The following is a 15,017-nucleotide window of genomic DNA, read 5'->3' as shown; positions in this document are numbered from 1 at the left end:
CAGAAGGAGGAATCGATTTGAGTAATACCAAATACACCTATGCGGTTGCGCGAATCCGGGCTTTGGAGACAAAGCTGTTTAACCAGGCGGTGATCGATCAGTTAATAGGCTGTGCCACAGAGGAAGAGTGCATCCAGTTTCTGGAAGAAAAAGGCTGGGGAGATCAGGAGACTTCCGGAAACGGAGAGGCTATTCTGAACAGAGAGGAAGAGAAGACCTGGGAGACTATCCAGGAGATGGGCGTAGATATGTCGGTATTCGATGTGCTGTCCTACCCCAATCTTTTCCATAATCTGAAAGCGGCTATTAAAGAAGCCTGCACCCCGGAAGGGAGCCGGCCTACGAATATTTATTATGAGGATACCAGTATTCCTCCCCAGGAGATGCTGGAGATCATTCAGAATAAGGAATTTTCCAGGCTGCCTCAAATCATGGCGGAACCTGCCAAAGAAGCCTATGAAGCCCTTCTTCATACCAGAGATGGGCAGCTCTGCGATGTGATCATAGACCGGGCGGCGCTGGATGCTATTTATCAGGCGGGGCAGAAGGCCAGGGACAAGATCATTAAAGATTATGCAGAATCGGTAGTGGCAGTGGCAGACATCCGGATTGCCGTCCGTTCCCAGAAAACCGGGAAGACAGTGGAGTTTATGAAGCGTGCAATGGCAGAATGTGAATCATTAAATGTAGATCAGCTTGCCAGAGCTGCAGCAGGGGGCATAGAGGCGGTGACAGAATATCTGTCTCAGACAGCCTACGCCCAGGGTGGCCAGGCTATTGCAGAGTCCCCCTCAGCTTTTGAGCGGTGGTGTGACAATCGTCTGATGCAGGATATGCAGCCGCAGAAATATGAGGTGTTTTCTGTAGGCCCTCTGGTGGCCTATGTGCTGGCAAGGCAGAATGAGATTAAAACGGTACGGATCATCTTGTCAGGAAAGCAGAATGGTTTTTCTGATGATTCTATCCGGGAAAGGGTAAGGGATATGTATGTATAAGATTGCAGTGATCGGGGATTACGACAGCATTTACGGTTTCGCCGCACTGGGTCTTGACATTTATCCAGCAGCCAACCGTAAAGAAGCGGAAGAAAAATTAGAAGCTCTGGCAGGGAAAGGATATGGGATCATCTATATCACAGAAGCCCTGGCAGCAGAGTGCAAACAGACTATCGAGAAATATCAGGAACAGGTACTGCCGGCTATTATCCAGATCCCCGGAGTTTCCGGGAATACGGGAATGGGAGTTCAGGGTGTGAAAGACTCTGTAGAGCGGGCAGTAGGTTCTGATATTTTATTCAGTAATAATTAGAAAGCAGGTGATTCGTTCCAATGAGCAAAGGTACGATTAAGAAAGTGGCGGGGCCGCTGGTTATCGCAGAGGGCATGCGGGACGCAAATATGTTTGACGTGGTCCGCGTAAGCAGCCAGCGCCTTATCGGTGAGATCATTGAGATGCATGGGGATGAAGCCTCTATCCAGGTATATGAGGAGACTTCAGGACTGGGACCGGGAGAACCGGTAGAGTCTACAGAAGCGCCTCTGTCCGTGGAACTGGGACCGGGCCTGATCACCAGTATCTATGATGGAATCCAGCGTCCCCTGGATGATATTATGAAGATTTCAGGGACCAACTTAAAAAGAGGAGTAGAGGTTCCTTCTTTAAAGAGAGATTTAAAATGGAATTTTGTTCCCACAGTACAGGTGGGAGACCAGGTGGAAAACGGGGACGTGATCGGAACCGTTCAGGAAACCCAGATCGTGAACCACAAGATCATGGTGCCTTACGGAATAAAGGGAAAGGTAAAGGAGATCAAAGCAGGAGAGTTCACCGTGGAAGAGGTAGTGGCAGTGATCGCTACGGACCAGGGGGACAGAGAACTGACTTTGATGCAGAAATGGCCGGTACGCCAGGGCCGTCCTTACCTGAAAAAACTGCCTCCTGAGAAACCATTGATCACAGGACAGCGTGTAATTGATACCTTCTTCCCTATTGCAAAGGGAGGAGTTGCTGCCGTTCCGGGACCTTTCGGAAGCGGCAAGACCGTTATTCAGCACCAGCTGGCAAAATGGGCGGAAGCGGATATTGTGGTTTATATCGGCTGCGGAGAACGCGGAAATGAGATGACCGACGTTCTTAACGAGTTCCCGGAACTGAAAGACCCCAAGACCGGACAGTCCCTGATGCAGAGGACGGTGCTTATCGCCAATACCTCAGATATGCCTGTGGCAGCCCGTGAGGCTTCTATCTATACAGGTATCACCATTGCAGAGTACTTCCGCGATATGGGATATTCGGTAGCGTTGATGGCTGATTCTACATCTCGTTGGGCAGAGGCTCTCCGTGAGATGTCAGGCCGTCTGGAAGAGATGCCCGGTGAGGAAGGCTACCCCGCATACCTGGGTTCCCGTCTGGCACAGTTCTACGAGAGAGCAGGTCACGTAATTTCTCTGGGCAAGGATAAGAGAGAAGGGGCCCTGTCCGTAATCGGCGCCGTGTCTCCTCCGGGAGGAGATATTTCCGAGCCGGTATCTCAGGCTACCCTTCGTATTGTAAAGGTATTCTGGGGACTGGATTCTTCCCTGGCTTATAAGAGACATTTCCCGGCTATTAACTGGCTGACCAGCTACTCTCTGTATCTGGACAATATGGAGAAATGGTTTAACGAGAATGTAGCTTCTGACTGGATGTCTGACCGCCAGAAAATGATGAGCCTTCTTCAGGAAGAGGCAGAGCTGGAGGAAATCGTAAAGATGGTAGGTATGGATGCCCTTTCTGCCGGTGACCGGCTGAAGATGGAAGCAGCCAGATCCATCCGTGAGGACTTTCTTCACCAGAACTCGTTCCATGAGGTAGATACCTACAGTTCTCTGAAAAAGCAGTATCTGCTGATGAAGCTGGTGCTGGCATACTATGACCATGGTGTGGAAGCCCTTAACCAGGGCGCTTCCATTCAGGATCTGGTGAAACTGGAAGTAAGAGAAAAAATCGGACGTTTTAAATATACTTTAGAGGATAAGCTGGATGAGGAATACAAGAATATCATGGACCAGCTTGCCAAGGAAATATCCAATGTATTAGGAAAGGAGGGCTTCTAAATGCCAAAAGAATATAGAACCATACAGGAAGTTGCCGGCCCTCTGATGCTGGTACGGGGAGTTGAGAACGTACATTACGATGAACTGGGAGAGATCGAGCTGGCAAGCGGAGAGACCAGACGATGCAAGGTGCTGGAGATTGATGGAAGCAATGCCTTGGTACAGCTCTTTGAAAGCTCTACAGGTATCAACCTTTCCAACAGCAAGGTACGGTTCCTGGGAAGGAGCATGAAGCTGGGCGTATCGGAAGATATGCTGGGCCGTGTATTTGACGGCCTGGGCCGTCCCATTGACGATGGTCCGGAAATCCTTCCTGATGAGAGAAGAGACGTAAACGGCCTTCCTATGAACCCGGCGGCCAGAAGCTATCCGGAAGAGTTTATCCAGACAGGGGTTTCCGCCATTGACGGTCTGAATACACTGGTAAGGGGCCAGAAGCTGCCAATCTTCTCAGCTTCCGGTCTGCCTCATGCTCAGCTTGCAGCCCAGATTGCCAGACAGGCCAAGGTAAGAGGTTCAGGAGAGAATTTCGCCGTAGTATTTGCAGCTCTTGGTATTACTTTCGAGGAAGCTAACTTCTTTACAGAAAGTTTCAAGGAAACCGGAGCTATTGACAGAACTGTGCTTTTTATCAATCTGGCTAACGACCCGGCAGTTGAGCGTATCGCCACTCCGAAAATGGCCCTGACTGCTGCAGAGTATCTGGCTTTTGAAAAGGATATGCATGTACTGGTCATCCTGACAGATATCACCAACTATGCAGACGCCCTCCGTGAGGTTTCTGCAGCCCGCAAAGAAGTACCGGGACGCCGTGGATATCCGGGATATATGTACACAGACCTGGCGACCATGTATGAAAGAGCCGGAAGACAGAAGGGCAAAAAGGGAAGTATTACCATGATCCCTATCCTGACCATGCCTGAGGATGACAAGACCCATCCGATTCCTGACCTGACAGGCTATATCACAGAGGGACAGATCATCTTAAGCCGTGAGCTTTACAGAAAAGGCGTTACACCGCCTATCGATGTACTTCCTTCTCTGTCTCGTCTGAAAGATAAAGGTATCGGTGAAGGAAAGACAAGAGCAGATCACTCCAATACCATGAACCAGCTGTTCGCAGCCTACGCAAGAGGAAAAGAAGCCAAGGAGCTGATGGTAATCTTAGGAGAAGCAGCTCTTTCCGATATTGACCTGATCTATGCCAAATTTGCAGACGCCTTTGAACAGGAGTATGTATCCCAGGGATACAATACAGACAGAGATATTGAGGAGACCCTGAATATTGGCTGGAAGCTGTTATCCATTCTTCCAAGAAGCGAGCTGAAACGTATTGACGACAAATTCCTTGATCAGTACTATGGGAAATAAAGGAGGTGACGGCTTTGGCAGCTACCCAGGTGAATCCTACCAGGATGGAGCTTACCAGGCTGAAGAAAAAGCTGGTAACGGCTACCAAGGGACACAAACTTTTAAAGGATAAACGGGATGAGCTGATGCGTCAGTTCCTGGATCTGGTAAGGGAGAATATGGCTCTCAGACAGAAAGTGGAGGCAGGGATCCTGTCTGCCAACAAGAACTTTGTCATTGCCAAAGCTGGAATGTCAGAGCAGATCCTGAACACGGCTCTTATGTCTCCCAAACAGGAGGTATATCTGGAAGCCAGTAAGAAAAATGTTATGAGCGTGGATATTCCGGTGTTTAAGACCAGGACCAGGACCGCAGACGCAAACGACATTTATTCTTACGGATTTGCTTTTACTTCCGGAGATCTGGATGATGCAGTAAAATCTCTGGCAGATATCCTTCCGGATATGCTCCGCCTGGCCGAGGTAGAGAAATCCTGCCAGCTTATGGCGGCGGAGATCGAGAAGACCAGAAGAAGGGTAAACGCTCTGGAACATGTGATCATTCCGGAGACCCAGGAGAATATCAAATATATTACCATGAAACTGGACGAGAATGAGAGAAGTACCCAGATCCGTCTGATGAAGGTAAAGGATATGATGCTGGAAGAGGCTCATCATTATAAAGATAGAGAATACTAAAATTGATAAAATTTTGTCCGGATACGAGACAGTAGGACTGGGACAAAAATGAAAGAGCTGTTGCATTAAAGTCGAGAATATTCTTAGTTAATGCGGCGGCTCTTTTTATCCCCCAAAATATGCTGCAGCACTGGGGGTTTCTATTCCCTTTTTGAAATACGGCAGGGCTTAATACCGCAGGCTAGTTACCGTTTAATCATCGCCGTCTAACCATTAAACAGAAAATTTTTGGTAAACATATTCATGCGTTTGCCGTGACTTCATGGCTGGAAGATATTGAGGGCAGAGGAATGGTATGCTAATATAATGAATGAATAACAGAGCGGAAATCTTTTAATTTGATATTGAAAAGTACAGGGGACGTTTTCTATATATAAATGGGGGATCAGAGGAAAATATGAAAAATACTAAATTGAAAATTACCATAGCGATATTAGGAACTTTACATGGTCCTTCGTTTGGCATAGGGACAGATTCGGAAGTTAAAAATCTAAAATTATATGAAGGGAGAAGACTATGAAAGGATATCAACTAAAGATAACGATTAAGGGCAGTTCCCCTCCCATCTGGAGAAGAGTGATCGTGCCGGAGAAAATAAGTTTTGAAGATCTGGACAATGTGATTGAATACATATTCGGCTGGACCCATGACCATCTTTTTAGTTTTGTGATCCCCAAGGAAAGAATTTATTTTAATGGTCCTTCGGAAGCCGGAGATGAAGAGGCCGTACAGGAAGGGATTGACCGGTGGTTTTATGAGAAGGCTAAGATTATTTATACATATGATTTTGGAGATGACTGGGAGCATACCATACTGGTGGAAAAAATCCTGGATTATGATAAGCGTTATCCCCAGGTAGTGAAATTTAAAGGCCCCAATATGATCGAGGACTGCGGCGGGATCTGGGGTTTTTATGACGTGATAGACCAGGCGGAGCCTTTTGAAATGGAAAAGGTCAATGAATATTTAAAGGCCCATATGAAATTCTCGAAGTTTGAGGGAAGTACGTATCCGGAAGATTATGGTCTTCCTTATAGTGAAAAGGAAATGTACGAGGAACTCCGGAAATACCTGAAAACTATGGCAGGGGCCGGAGGAGAAGAGAATTTTGAGGACTTTGGAGAGTTAGAGCCGGAAGAGTCTCTGGAGGAGGTTTTCAAAAATTATAAAAAGGATGATCTTCTGGAAATCGCACGAGACGCCAATCTGCCAAAACCGGCAAGATTCAAAAAGGCAGAGCTGGCCCAGTGGCTGAAAAACAGTCTTCTGGAGTCCGGACAGTTCAGGAAAGTACTGACGGAATCAACCCAGGAGGAAGTGGGATTTTTCCAGGAGGCGATAGAGGAAAAAGGGATTTATATCCAGGCAGAACTGGTTTCCGTATCACCTCTCCTGTCTTTTTACTGCGGCCTTAGAGACGGAGAGTTTCTTACAGTGCCAAAAGATGTAGAAGAAAAGTTCCGAAAAATTTATACGGGAAGTTTTCAGAGGGAATTGGAGAGACACTGGGAACTTTTCGGATACTGTAAAAGCGCTGTATATCTTTACGGAGTGATAAGCCTTGAAGATCTGGCGAAGATTTACCGGGGATATGAGCATAAGAAGATCACAGCAAAAGAACTGGCAGATATAGCTGCCCGGTATCCCGGGGAAATGACAGTAAAAGACGGATATCTTATGGAAGAAGAATTGGAAGAAGTGGATCTATATGTACGACTTTTAGAAGACCAGGAGAAGTTGCCTTATTATTTGCCCATGGATAAAGAAGACTTTCTTCGGTACGGAGAAGTAGAATGCCAGGAACCAGACGAACATACCCTGCCTATGCTGGAATTTTTTTCTGAGGAGATGGATCAGGATATGCCTCACAGTCTAATTCTATACTATGCGGTTCTGGATTCCCTGCAGAAGAATGGAGAGCCGGAAGAATGTGCTTCTCTGGCTATGGAATACTGTAAAGAAACCAGGAAAGGCCGGAAGATAAAGCTGACAAAGATCATTAAAAATCTGCAGCCATATGTCCGCACCTGGGAGAACCGGGGATTTACGGATTATGAGGTGGAAGCAATGAGAACGGAAAAACAGGATGCCAGCCGTGTGCTGGCAGATTCTAAGAAAGAGACGGATAAGGATTGTAAGGTAGTCGCCTTTCCCGGAACAAAAAAGATCTATCCCAATGATCCATGCCCCTGCGGAAGCGGGAAGAAATATAAGTACTGCTGCGGCAGAAAGAAAAAATAAAGAGAAATTAAAATCGGACAGAAAGGGCCAGACGGCTGCCTTTTCTGTCCGGTTTTTCTACGATATCGAGGTGAGCTCTAGGCCTTGCACCTACTTATGAGAAAGCTCAGATGATACAACAGGTTTGCCATCTTTGTCAAGCAATGGTGTTAAACCTGACGCATTCCCATTCCGGTGAAACAGATAATTGACACCTGTCTCGGTATCGACCCAGATTTCAACCACTTCAATAGTGCCTTGCCGGTACACTTTCTTAAAACGATCCATCGATAGTCCTCCTTAATGAAAATTTTAATAAAATCCAGCCTTTTGCTGCCGGTAAAGATAAAAGCAGAAACTGGACAGGAGGGAAATCTTATCTGCTCAGTTTTTTCCAGTATTTCCAAAACTGACGGCCAAGTACCAGAAAAAGAAAGAGATACAGGATAAAAAGTATCCAGAATCCCCAGTTCAGCGCATACCCTGCTAAGGAATGATTCGTACTTTGGGTATACAGGTTGGGAATAATCAGCAAAAAGAAAATGGCTATAAGGGGAACCATACGGCTGAGAAAAATCCGCTTTACCATCTCCAGCCTGGATTCGTCATCACAGAAGATTTCTTCATTCCCGGCCATTTCAGAAGCCGGCTTCCGGAAATAGCTGTAGCCGAAATAATCCTGGATATATTCCCAGCCGCAGTCCTGGAACATCTGGACATATTGTTCTTTGTGAGCAATTCCGTCAGGATTATAGTCCAACTGATAAACCACGTCTTCCGGCTCGCATTTCTCAAAGTGATAGATCCCCAGTAATGTGGCTTTTGTAAAACGCCAGCCTTTTAATCCCTCCTGGCGGAGGAAGTCCTGCTCTTTTTCCCATTCCATAATAGTAAAATACCGGAATTTTATTTTACGATCTTTCATTTTCACGCACCTCCATCATATTCTGATACAGCCGTTCTATCCGTTTCATTTCCAGGTCCAGGACCTGTCTTCCTAAATCTGTAATCTTGTAGATCTTCCGTTTCTCTTCCTCCCGTATGAATTGGATCAGGCCGTCTTTTTCCATTTTGGAGAGACTGCCGTAAAGGGTTCCGGGACTTAAACGTATTTCTCCGTGGGTCAGAGACTCTACCTTCTGGACAATGCCGTATCCATGAGATTCTTCCAGAAGACATAGCAGGATATAAAACCCGGTCTCGGTCATAGGTACATAGACTTTTTTGATATGTGTATTCATATAGGGTCACCTCGGAGATTAGATAAATAGTTTTTAGTGCGATGTATCGCACTGCGATATTATAATTTTAATATAGCACTGGGATATATAGATGTCAACTGAAAATGGAACTTTTCTGATCTGAGCAGCTGCTTTCTCCGGCTTTTTCCTGTATGGACAGAGAAAGGGATTTTCGATATACTGAATTTTATATAAGTAAATTTGTGAGCAAAACATCGGAAGTTTACCAGGAGAGAAGGAGGACGCATATGAATATAGAAAACTTTACCGTTTATCAGAAGACCGTGCCAGAGCGAAAGGCAGTTTTTCAGGAGTTTCCATCTTCTCTCCATCCGGATATCCGGGAGTTTCTGAAACTGGAAGGAATTCCCAGCCTGTACAGCCATCAGGCAGAAATGTTTGAGAGGGCCCGGGAGGGAAAGAACGTGGTGATCACCACTTCCACGGCCAGTGGGAAGACCCTCAGCTTTCTTTTGCCGGTACTCCAGGAGATTTTAAAGAATCCTCTGACCAGAGCAGTTTTTGTCTATCCTACCAAAGCCCTTGCCAGCGACCAGTACCGGGCGTTGCAGCCTGTTCTGGAATATTTCGGAAATGGACGGATCAACGCTGGGGTTTATGATGGAGATACTATGCAGGCGGAACGGAGCAGGATACGGAAAAGTGCCAACATTATCCTGACCAATCCGGAAATGCTGAATTCTGCTTTTCTTCCAAATCACAGCAGCTATGGGTTCGACTTTATTTTCTCCAATCTGAAATATGTGGTCACTGATGAACTCCACACCTACCGGGGTGCTTTCGGGGCTCATCTGGCCAATATTTTCCGGCGGATGAAGCGTGTCTGCGGCTACTACGGATCAAAACCTCAATTCCTGTGCAGTTCGGCCACCATTGCCAATCCCGCAGAGTTGGCGGAGAGGATCTGCGGGGAAAAATTTGTTCTGGTGGATAAGGACGGGTCAGCCGCTCCAGAAAAAGAATACCGGCTGCTCCTTCCACCGGAAATTAAGGGAAAGAATGATAAGATTTACGGCAGAAGGCCGGCCTCCTGGCTGGCAGCGGAGTTGGTACCGGCTCTGGCAGCAGGGAATCATCATTTTATTGTGTTTGGAAAATCCAGGAGAAATGTGGAGGTTATCCTGAAGGAAGCCAGAGATAAAATGGAGGAAAACGGGATTTCCAGGAAAATTGCCGGGTACAGAGGGGGATATACCCCTGTGGAGAGGAAGAGCATTGAGGAGAAAATGATCACAGGAGAACTGGCCGGCCTGGTATCTACCAATGCCCTGGAACTGGGGATTGATATTGGCAGTCTGGACTGTACGGTACTGGCAGGGTATCCGGGAACACGGGCTTCATTCTGGCAGCAGACGGGAAGAGCCGGAAGAAACGGGGAAAAATGCGTAAACTATCTTATCCTGGAAAATCAGCCTTTTGACCAGTATATTGCTCTGGACCCGGAGTGGCTGTTTTCCAAAAGCAGCGAAAATGCTATTGTGGACCCGGACAATCTTCTCATTGAACTGGCCCATATCCGGGCGGCTGCGGCGGAGATGCCCCTGTCTTTAGATGATGCGGGCCTTTTTCCGGATCTGGGGGAGATTATCCCGGTGCTTTTAAATGCAGGAGAAGTGGAGAGTATGGCTGGACGTTTTGCCTGGGCGGGAGAGGTATTTCCAGCAGGGGACTACAGTCTGCGGAATATGGACAAGTCCAGATATAAGCTGCTTCTTGAAAAGGAAAACCGGGAGATTACTCAGATGGATGAAACCCAGGCTTTCCATGAGCTTTACCCGGGAGCGGTATATATCCATGAAGGGGAGCTGTATGAGGTGCTGAAGCTGGATCTGGAGTCCAGGACCGCCTATGGAGTTCCCTTTTCCGGAAATTATTACACGGTACCCTCAGGGACCCAGGAGACCAGGATCCTTCAGACTTTCAGAGAGGAAGAGCTGGGAAGGTGCAGGATCCATTTTGGGGATATTAACGTGGAGGAAGTCATCTCCATGTACAAGAAGCTCCAGTTCCATAATCATCAGAATCTGGGCTATGTAAGCCTCCTAAGGCCTTTGCGGAAGGATTATGATACGGAGAGTACCTGGATCCATATTCCGGAGAATGTCACAAGAGTTTATCGAAATCTGCTGGTGCCTGCGAAAAGTGGGGAGCTGATGCTGAATAACCATTTTGAGGGACTGGCCTTTGCGGTAAAGAATGCTGCCATGATGGTGACTATGACAGAAAGTTCAGATATTGATACAGTGATTTCCAACAATGCCAGAATACCGGATATTTTCCAGGAAGAAAAGGTGTCCCTCTTTATCTATGACCGGTATGAGGGGGGACTGGGATACTCGGAAAAAATTTATGATCTGGTACCTGAAATCCTGGAAAAGGCCATTCATATGGTAAAGGGATGTTCCTGCGAGGATGGCTGCCCCGCCTGCGTGGGAGATTATACCCTGGATAAAGCCATGGTTCTGTGGGGCCTGGAAAATCTCCTGGAGGAAAGCCTTCCTCCGGAACAAGTAAAAGTGCCGGAACAAGAGGCCAGGCCGGTAATGGAAAAGGAATATTCGTTTTTTACTCTTCCTATACAGTGGCAGGAGTTCTGCCAGAGCGTGAAAGAAAACGGAGAGAAGGGGGGAGACTTTTTAAAAACTATCCAGGAGGTAGGAGTGGAGGACCATACTCTGGTACTTACGGTGAAAAATGGATTTTACCGGGACTGGCTTCTGGAAGGAGAGAATCTCAGGGAACTGGAGAACACCCTGAGATGGCATGCGGTGTGCCCCTCTGATATGAAAATAGAAGTCCGGGCAGAGGAAGACCGGGAAAATGCAGAAAAGATAAAAGGAAGGCTGCGCAGAAAATATGGAGACAAGGGAGAATAAGGACTGGGAAAAACTTAATGAATACCAAAAGGAGGCAGTGCTGGATGACAGTCCGGCCTGTGTGGTAAATGCCAATGTAGGCAGCGGGAAGACCACGGTGCTCATTGCAAAGGTTTTGTATCTTTATTTAGAGAAAAAAGTGCCTCTGGAAGATATGCTGGTGCTGACTTTTACTAACAAGGCAGCCCAGGAGATCCTCAGCCGCCTTTTGCTCAGAGGGCCAGAACTTTCTCCGAAGCAGAGAGCCGGGTTCGGAACCTTTCACAGCGTGGGCCTGAGGCTTTTAAAAGAAAAGCTCCCTGTGGAAAAAGCCGGCTGGGACAGGGACTTCTCTGTAATGGAACCTGAAGAAGAAACAGAGCTGGCCCAGAGGATCATTAAAGAAGAAAAATTGAATATCAAATATAAGAACCGGCTGAAAAAGCGCCTGGAGCAGGAATACAAGGCTTATCTGGAAGGAAGAGAAGCTTCCAGGTATGGGGACGACCTGTTCCGGCTGTACCCTCTGCTGAAACAGGAGAAACAGCGGGAGAACAAAATGAGCTTTTCGGACTTGCTTCTGGTAAGCACCGAGCTGATAAAAGAGGAAGGTTTTCACCCCGCCTGGGTGATCGCAGATGAAATCCAGGACAGCGATAACCTCCAGCTGGAATTTCTGGAAGCTCTGGTGGGAGAGGAGACCAGGCTTTTTGCCGTGGGGGACCCAAACCAGGTAATCTACAGCTGGAGAGGCTCCAGCGACAGTACCTTTTTTGCCCTGAAAAGGAGGTTTTCGGCAAAAGAACTTTCCCTGCCGGTAAATTACCGTTCTAACGCAAGGATTCTGGAAGCGGCTAACCATTTCCGGCAGTTTGGAACCAGGATCCAGGGCTGCCGGGAAGAGGGAAAGCTTATTAAGGTAAAACGGCAGTATGACCCTTTTACAGAGGCAGAATATCTGGCGGAACAGATTGAAAGTTTACATAAAACAGGAGAGAGCTATGAGGATACCGCAATCCTTTACCGTCTTCAGAGGCAGGGGGAGCTTCTGGAGAAGGTTTTTGAAAAGAGGGGAATTCCTTATCAGATTTCGGTAAAACAGACGGTAAAGGATATTCCTGCCCTGGACTGGGTGGTGAAAATCCTTCGGTTTTCTGTAAATCCCAGAGACCGGCAGACAGGGGAAGAGGTGCTGCTGAATCCGGGATTCGGGGAGAAGCTTACGAAAAAGAAAGTCCGGGACCTTCTGGAGGAGGGAAAAGGGAAGAGTTTTTTATATGAGCAGATGAAAAGCTTTCAGGCCTGGTCTTCCAGCCAGACAAAGATTCCCAAGTGGAGGGAAATCTTTGATTATTTCGGTCTTGGAGAAGCCTTTGGTCCCACTTCGGCTGGCTATAAGGAAAGAGAAGAACAGGCAGGGAAACTTCTGGAATGGCTGAGAGTGTACTGTGAGAAAAAAGAATTGTCTCTCTGGGAAGGGACCAGAGCTTTTTTAAATGATGGGGCCCTCTATGGCATGGACCTTGGAGAAATCATGGGGGAGAGAAGAATCTTTAAAGGGCGTCCGGCTGATGACCCTCCACGCCTCAAAGGGACTGGAGTTTCACCGGGTATATCTGATCGGTGTGAATCAGGGGCTGATTCCTCTTCGCTGTAAAACTATGGAGCAGGAGGAAGAGGAGCGGCGGCTGTTTTTTGTAGGCATGACAAGGGCAAAAGAGGAGCTGGAACTTTCTTATTATGTCAACCCAAGAGAGCCGGGAGTTTTCGGAGAAGGAAGCCGGTATCTTCTGGGCATCCCTCCGGAGCTTCTGGACTGGGAGGAAGACGTCAGGAGGGAAAGAGGGGAAGAAAATCTCCGAAAACTGGGAAGAGAAGTCCGGGAAGAACTGCGGAAGAAGAAAGAAGCAGAAAAGGAATTGGCTCCAGACAAGAGGAATACAGATGCTGAGCCAGAGGGCAGAAGAGAAGAACTTTCGGAGAAACCAGATGAAAGGGAAACTGGGAATGTGGTACCTGGCCCAAGGGTCCGTCACAGAAAGTATGGGGAGGGAATACTGCTCTCTCAAAATGAACTGACTGTAGAGGTGGAATTCCCTGGCTATGGACGGAAACAGTTTTTGAAAGCTCTGGGAGAGATAGAGTTCCTTTCTCAGGAGACAGGTGAGACTCATGGAAAGTAAAATGGATTTTTATAAAAGGGGAGCCCTGGTATTAAAAAGCATTCCTCAGGGGAAAGTAGCCACTTACGGACAGATTGCCCTGCTCTGCGGAAAACCGGGAAATTCCCGGCAGGTGGGATATGGCCTGGGGAGAAATCTCATGGGGGAGGATATTCCCGCATATAAGGTGGTAAACGCCCAGGGGATTCTGTCAGGAGCGGCGGCCTTTGAGACTTTTGATATGCAGAAACTTCTTCTGGAGCAGGAGGGGGTGGAGGTCAGACTGACAGAAAAAGGGTGGAAAGTAGATTTAAAACGATATCAATGGAAAAATACTCTGGAGGAAGCAGAAGCCTTTCGGGAAGAATTTCAAAAGAGAGGAATCTGACAGGAGAAGAGGTGGAACAAGTGGAGATTACATGTATTGCTTTAGACTTAGATGGAACAACTTTAAACCCTCAGGGGAGACTTGGCAGAAGAAATCGGGAGGCTATAAAGAAGGCTCTGGATGCAGGAATACAGGTAGTGGCGGCCAGTGGCAGGTCCCTGGATTCTCTGCCAAAGGACATTCTGGAAATTGAAGGTATCCAATATGGGATCACATCTAACGGAGCTGCAGTGTACAGGCTTTCTGACAGAAAATGTCTGAAACAGTCCAGGCTTTCCGGTGATTCCGTAAACGAGATTCTGGTCTGTGCAGAGAAGGAAGAGGTAGTTTTTGAGGCTTTTATTAAGGGAAAGCCCTATGCTCAGAAAGAGTATGTGGAGGACCCGGTAAGCTTTGGGGCCAGTGAAAGAGCTATTCCATATATCCAGAGTACCAGGGAGCCTGTGGCAGATATGGAAACCTTTATCAGGGAAAACCAGGATAAGCTGGACTGTTTGGACATTGTGGTGAAAAGTGAGGAAAAGAAGAGGGATTTGTGGAAAACTCTTCAGGAAAATGTAAAAGATGTGTATATTACTTCTTCGGTCCCTCAGCTTTTGGAGATTTCTCACAGAGATTCGGGAAAGGATGCAGGAATCCGTTTCCTGCTGGAATATCTGGGCTTAAACAGAGAAGGCCTGGCGGCTTTTGGCGACGGGGACAATGATAAAGAGCTCCTTGCTTATGCCCGGATAGGGATTGCTATGGAGAACGCCTCTCCGGAGTGTAAGAGGGCAGCAGACTGGATCGCGCCTTCCAATGACAGAGCCGGGGTGGCCTGGGGAATTGAAAAATTGCTGGGTATAGAAAGTTTTGAATTATAAAAATTTGCTAAATTGAAATTTTAAATTCCAGTGAAGAGGTAAATTCCATCACACTTTATTTTTTACAGATTTTGCAGGAAATTTTTAAGCGGAATCTCCTGTTTTCTGCTATAATTAGCTAAAC

Annotated in this window: 14 protein-coding genes; 11 read left to right on the top strand and 3 right to left on the bottom strand. The window is 47.2% G+C overall.

Annotated elements, in window-relative coordinates; all coding sequences use genetic code 11:
* Nucleotides 1–17: 17 nt before the first annotated feature.
* From B5G33_RS07855 to B5G33_RS07830, 6 genes are all read left to right on the top strand, one after another.
* Nucleotides 18–995, top strand: coding sequence for a V0D/AC39 family V-type ATPase subunit (locus B5G33_RS07855; RefSeq protein WP_087269237.1), 978 nt, complete (start codon nucleotides 18–20; stop codon nucleotides 993–995).
* Nucleotides 988–1,308, top strand: coding sequence for a V-type ATP synthase subunit F (locus tag B5G33_RS07850; protein ID WP_087269239.1), 321 nt, complete (start codon nucleotides 988–990; stop codon nucleotides 1,306–1,308). Before B5G33_RS07855 ends, B5G33_RS07850 begins: the two co-directional genes overlap by 8 nt.
* 20 nt (nucleotides 1,309–1,328) lie before the next feature.
* Nucleotides 1,329–3,095 (top strand): V-type ATP synthase subunit A, encoded by a 1,767-nt coding sequence (locus B5G33_RS07845; RefSeq protein ID WP_087417239.1) that lies wholly within the window; start codon nucleotides 1,329–1,331, stop codon nucleotides 3,093–3,095.
* Complete coding sequence (locus tag B5G33_RS07840) at nucleotides 3,096–4,466, top strand: V-type ATP synthase subunit B (protein WP_087417238.1); 1,371 nt, start codon at nucleotides 3,096–3,098, stop codon at nucleotides 4,464–4,466.
* Nucleotides 4,467–4,480: 14 nt separating this feature from the next.
* Nucleotides 4,481–5,143, top strand: coding sequence for a V-type ATP synthase subunit D (locus B5G33_RS07835; protein WP_087269247.1), 663 nt, complete (start codon nucleotides 4,481–4,483; stop codon nucleotides 5,141–5,143).
* A gap of 516 nt (nucleotides 5,144–5,659) precedes the next feature.
* The gene (locus tag B5G33_RS07830) at nucleotides 5,660–7,384 is read left to right on the top strand and encodes an IS1096 element passenger TnpR family protein (protein ID WP_087417328.1); all 1,725 of its coding nucleotides are present in this window, start codon (nucleotides 5,660–5,662) and stop codon (nucleotides 7,382–7,384) included.
* A gap of 90 nt (nucleotides 7,385–7,474) precedes the next feature.
* Here B5G33_RS07830 and B5G33_RS07825 read toward each other — a convergent pair whose 3' ends face one another.
* The 3 genes from B5G33_RS07825 to B5G33_RS07815 form a co-directional block, all read right to left on the bottom strand.
* Nucleotides 7,475–7,651, bottom strand: a complete 177-nt coding sequence (locus B5G33_RS07825) for a DUF6440 family protein (protein WP_087269253.1) — start codon at nucleotides 7,649–7,651, stop codon at nucleotides 7,475–7,477.
* An 88-nt stretch (nucleotides 7,652–7,739) separates the two neighbouring features.
* Nucleotides 7,740–8,288 carry a DUF2812 domain-containing protein gene (locus tag B5G33_RS07820; RefSeq protein WP_087417237.1) on the bottom strand — a complete coding sequence of 183 codons (549 nt, stop codon included), beginning with the start codon at nucleotides 8,286–8,288 and terminating at the stop codon, nucleotides 7,740–7,742.
* Nucleotides 8,275–8,604 (bottom strand): PadR family transcriptional regulator, encoded by a 330-nt coding sequence (locus tag B5G33_RS07815; protein ID WP_087269257.1) that lies wholly within the window; start codon nucleotides 8,602–8,604, stop codon nucleotides 8,275–8,277. The genes B5G33_RS07820 and B5G33_RS07815 overlap by 14 nt, the downstream gene beginning before the upstream one ends.
* 248 nt (nucleotides 8,605–8,852) lie before the next feature.
* Between B5G33_RS07815 and B5G33_RS07810 the strand changes: the two genes are divergently transcribed.
* The 5 genes from B5G33_RS07810 to B5G33_RS07795 are packed head-to-tail and all read left to right on the top strand — an operon-like array spanning nucleotide 8,853 to nucleotide 14,893.
* Nucleotides 8,853–11,501: a DEAD/DEAH box helicase gene (locus B5G33_RS07810; protein ID WP_087417236.1), complete on the top strand. Its 2,649-nt coding sequence runs from the start codon at nucleotides 8,853–8,855 to the stop codon at nucleotides 11,499–11,501.
* Nucleotides 11,482–13,137, top strand: a complete 1,656-nt coding sequence (locus tag B5G33_RS07805; RefSeq protein WP_242974586.1) for an ATP-dependent helicase — start codon at nucleotides 11,482–11,484, stop codon at nucleotides 13,135–13,137. Before B5G33_RS07810 ends, B5G33_RS07805 begins: the two co-directional genes overlap by 20 nt.
* Nucleotides 13,052–13,663 (top strand): 3'-5' exonuclease, encoded by a 612-nt coding sequence (locus B5G33_RS21885; protein ID WP_242974583.1) that lies wholly within the window; start codon nucleotides 13,052–13,054, stop codon nucleotides 13,661–13,663. Before B5G33_RS07805 ends, B5G33_RS21885 begins: the two co-directional genes overlap by 86 nt.
* A gap of 1 nt (nucleotide 13,664) precedes the next feature.
* Nucleotides 13,665–14,030: an MGMT family protein gene (locus B5G33_RS07800; RefSeq protein ID WP_087269662.1), complete on the top strand. Its 366-nt coding sequence runs from the start codon at nucleotides 13,665–13,667 to the stop codon at nucleotides 14,028–14,030.
* A complete protein-coding gene (locus B5G33_RS07795) occupies nucleotides 13,967–14,893 on the top strand; it encodes a Cof-type HAD-IIB family hydrolase (protein ID WP_087417235.1) in 927 nt (308 codons plus the stop codon). The genes B5G33_RS07800 and B5G33_RS07795 overlap by 64 nt, the downstream gene beginning before the upstream one ends.
* Nucleotides 14,894–15,017 lie beyond the last annotated feature (124 nt).

Source organism: Blautia sp. An81, from assembly GCF_002161285.1.
GTDB lineage: Bacteria > Bacillota > Clostridia > Lachnospirales > Lachnospiraceae > Blautia > Blautia ornithocaccae.
This window is presented reverse-complemented; position numbering and strand designations above follow the sequence as displayed.

Bases quoted from the DNA above. Each gene is read 5' to 3' on its own strand.
- B5G33_RS07845 (WP_087417239.1), top strand. From the start codon at position 1,329: ATGAGCAAAGGTACGATTAAGAAAGTGGCGGGGCCGCTGGTTATCGCA.
- B5G33_RS21885 (WP_242974583.1), top strand. From the start codon at position 13,052: ATGACCCTCCACGCCTCAAAGGGACTGGAGTTTCACCGGGTATATCTG.
- B5G33_RS07800 (WP_087269662.1), top strand. From the start codon at position 13,665: ATGGATTTTTATAAAAGGGGAGCCCTGGTATTAAAAAGCATTCCTCAG.
- B5G33_RS07850 (WP_087269239.1), top strand. From the start codon at position 988: ATGTATAAGATTGCAGTGATCGGGGATTACGACAGCATTTACGGTTTC.
- B5G33_RS07810 (WP_087417236.1), top strand. From the start codon at position 8,853: ATGAATATAGAAAACTTTACCGTTTATCAGAAGACCGTGCCAGAGCGA.
- B5G33_RS07795 (WP_087417235.1), top strand. From the start codon at position 13,967: ATGGAAAAATACTCTGGAGGAAGCAGAAGCCTTTCGGGAAGAATTTCA.
- B5G33_RS07830 (WP_087417328.1), top strand. From the start codon at position 5,660: ATGAAAGGATATCAACTAAAGATAACGATTAAGGGCAGTTCCCCTCCC.
- B5G33_RS07825 (WP_087269253.1), bottom strand. From the start codon at position 7,651: ATGGATCGTTTTAAGAAAGTGTACCGGCAAGGCACTATTGAAGTGGTT.
- B5G33_RS07815 (WP_087269257.1), bottom strand. From the start codon at position 8,604: ATGAATACACATATCAAAAAAGTCTATGTACCTATGACCGAGACCGGG.
- B5G33_RS07805 (WP_242974586.1), top strand. From the start codon at position 11,482: ATGGAGACAAGGGAGAATAAGGACTGGGAAAAACTTAATGAATACCAA.
- B5G33_RS07820 (WP_087417237.1), bottom strand. From the start codon at position 8,288: ATGAAAGATCGTAAAATAAAATTCCGGTATTTTACTATTATGGAATGG.
- B5G33_RS07840 (WP_087417238.1), top strand. From the start codon at position 3,096: ATGCCAAAAGAATATAGAACCATACAGGAAGTTGCCGGCCCTCTGATG.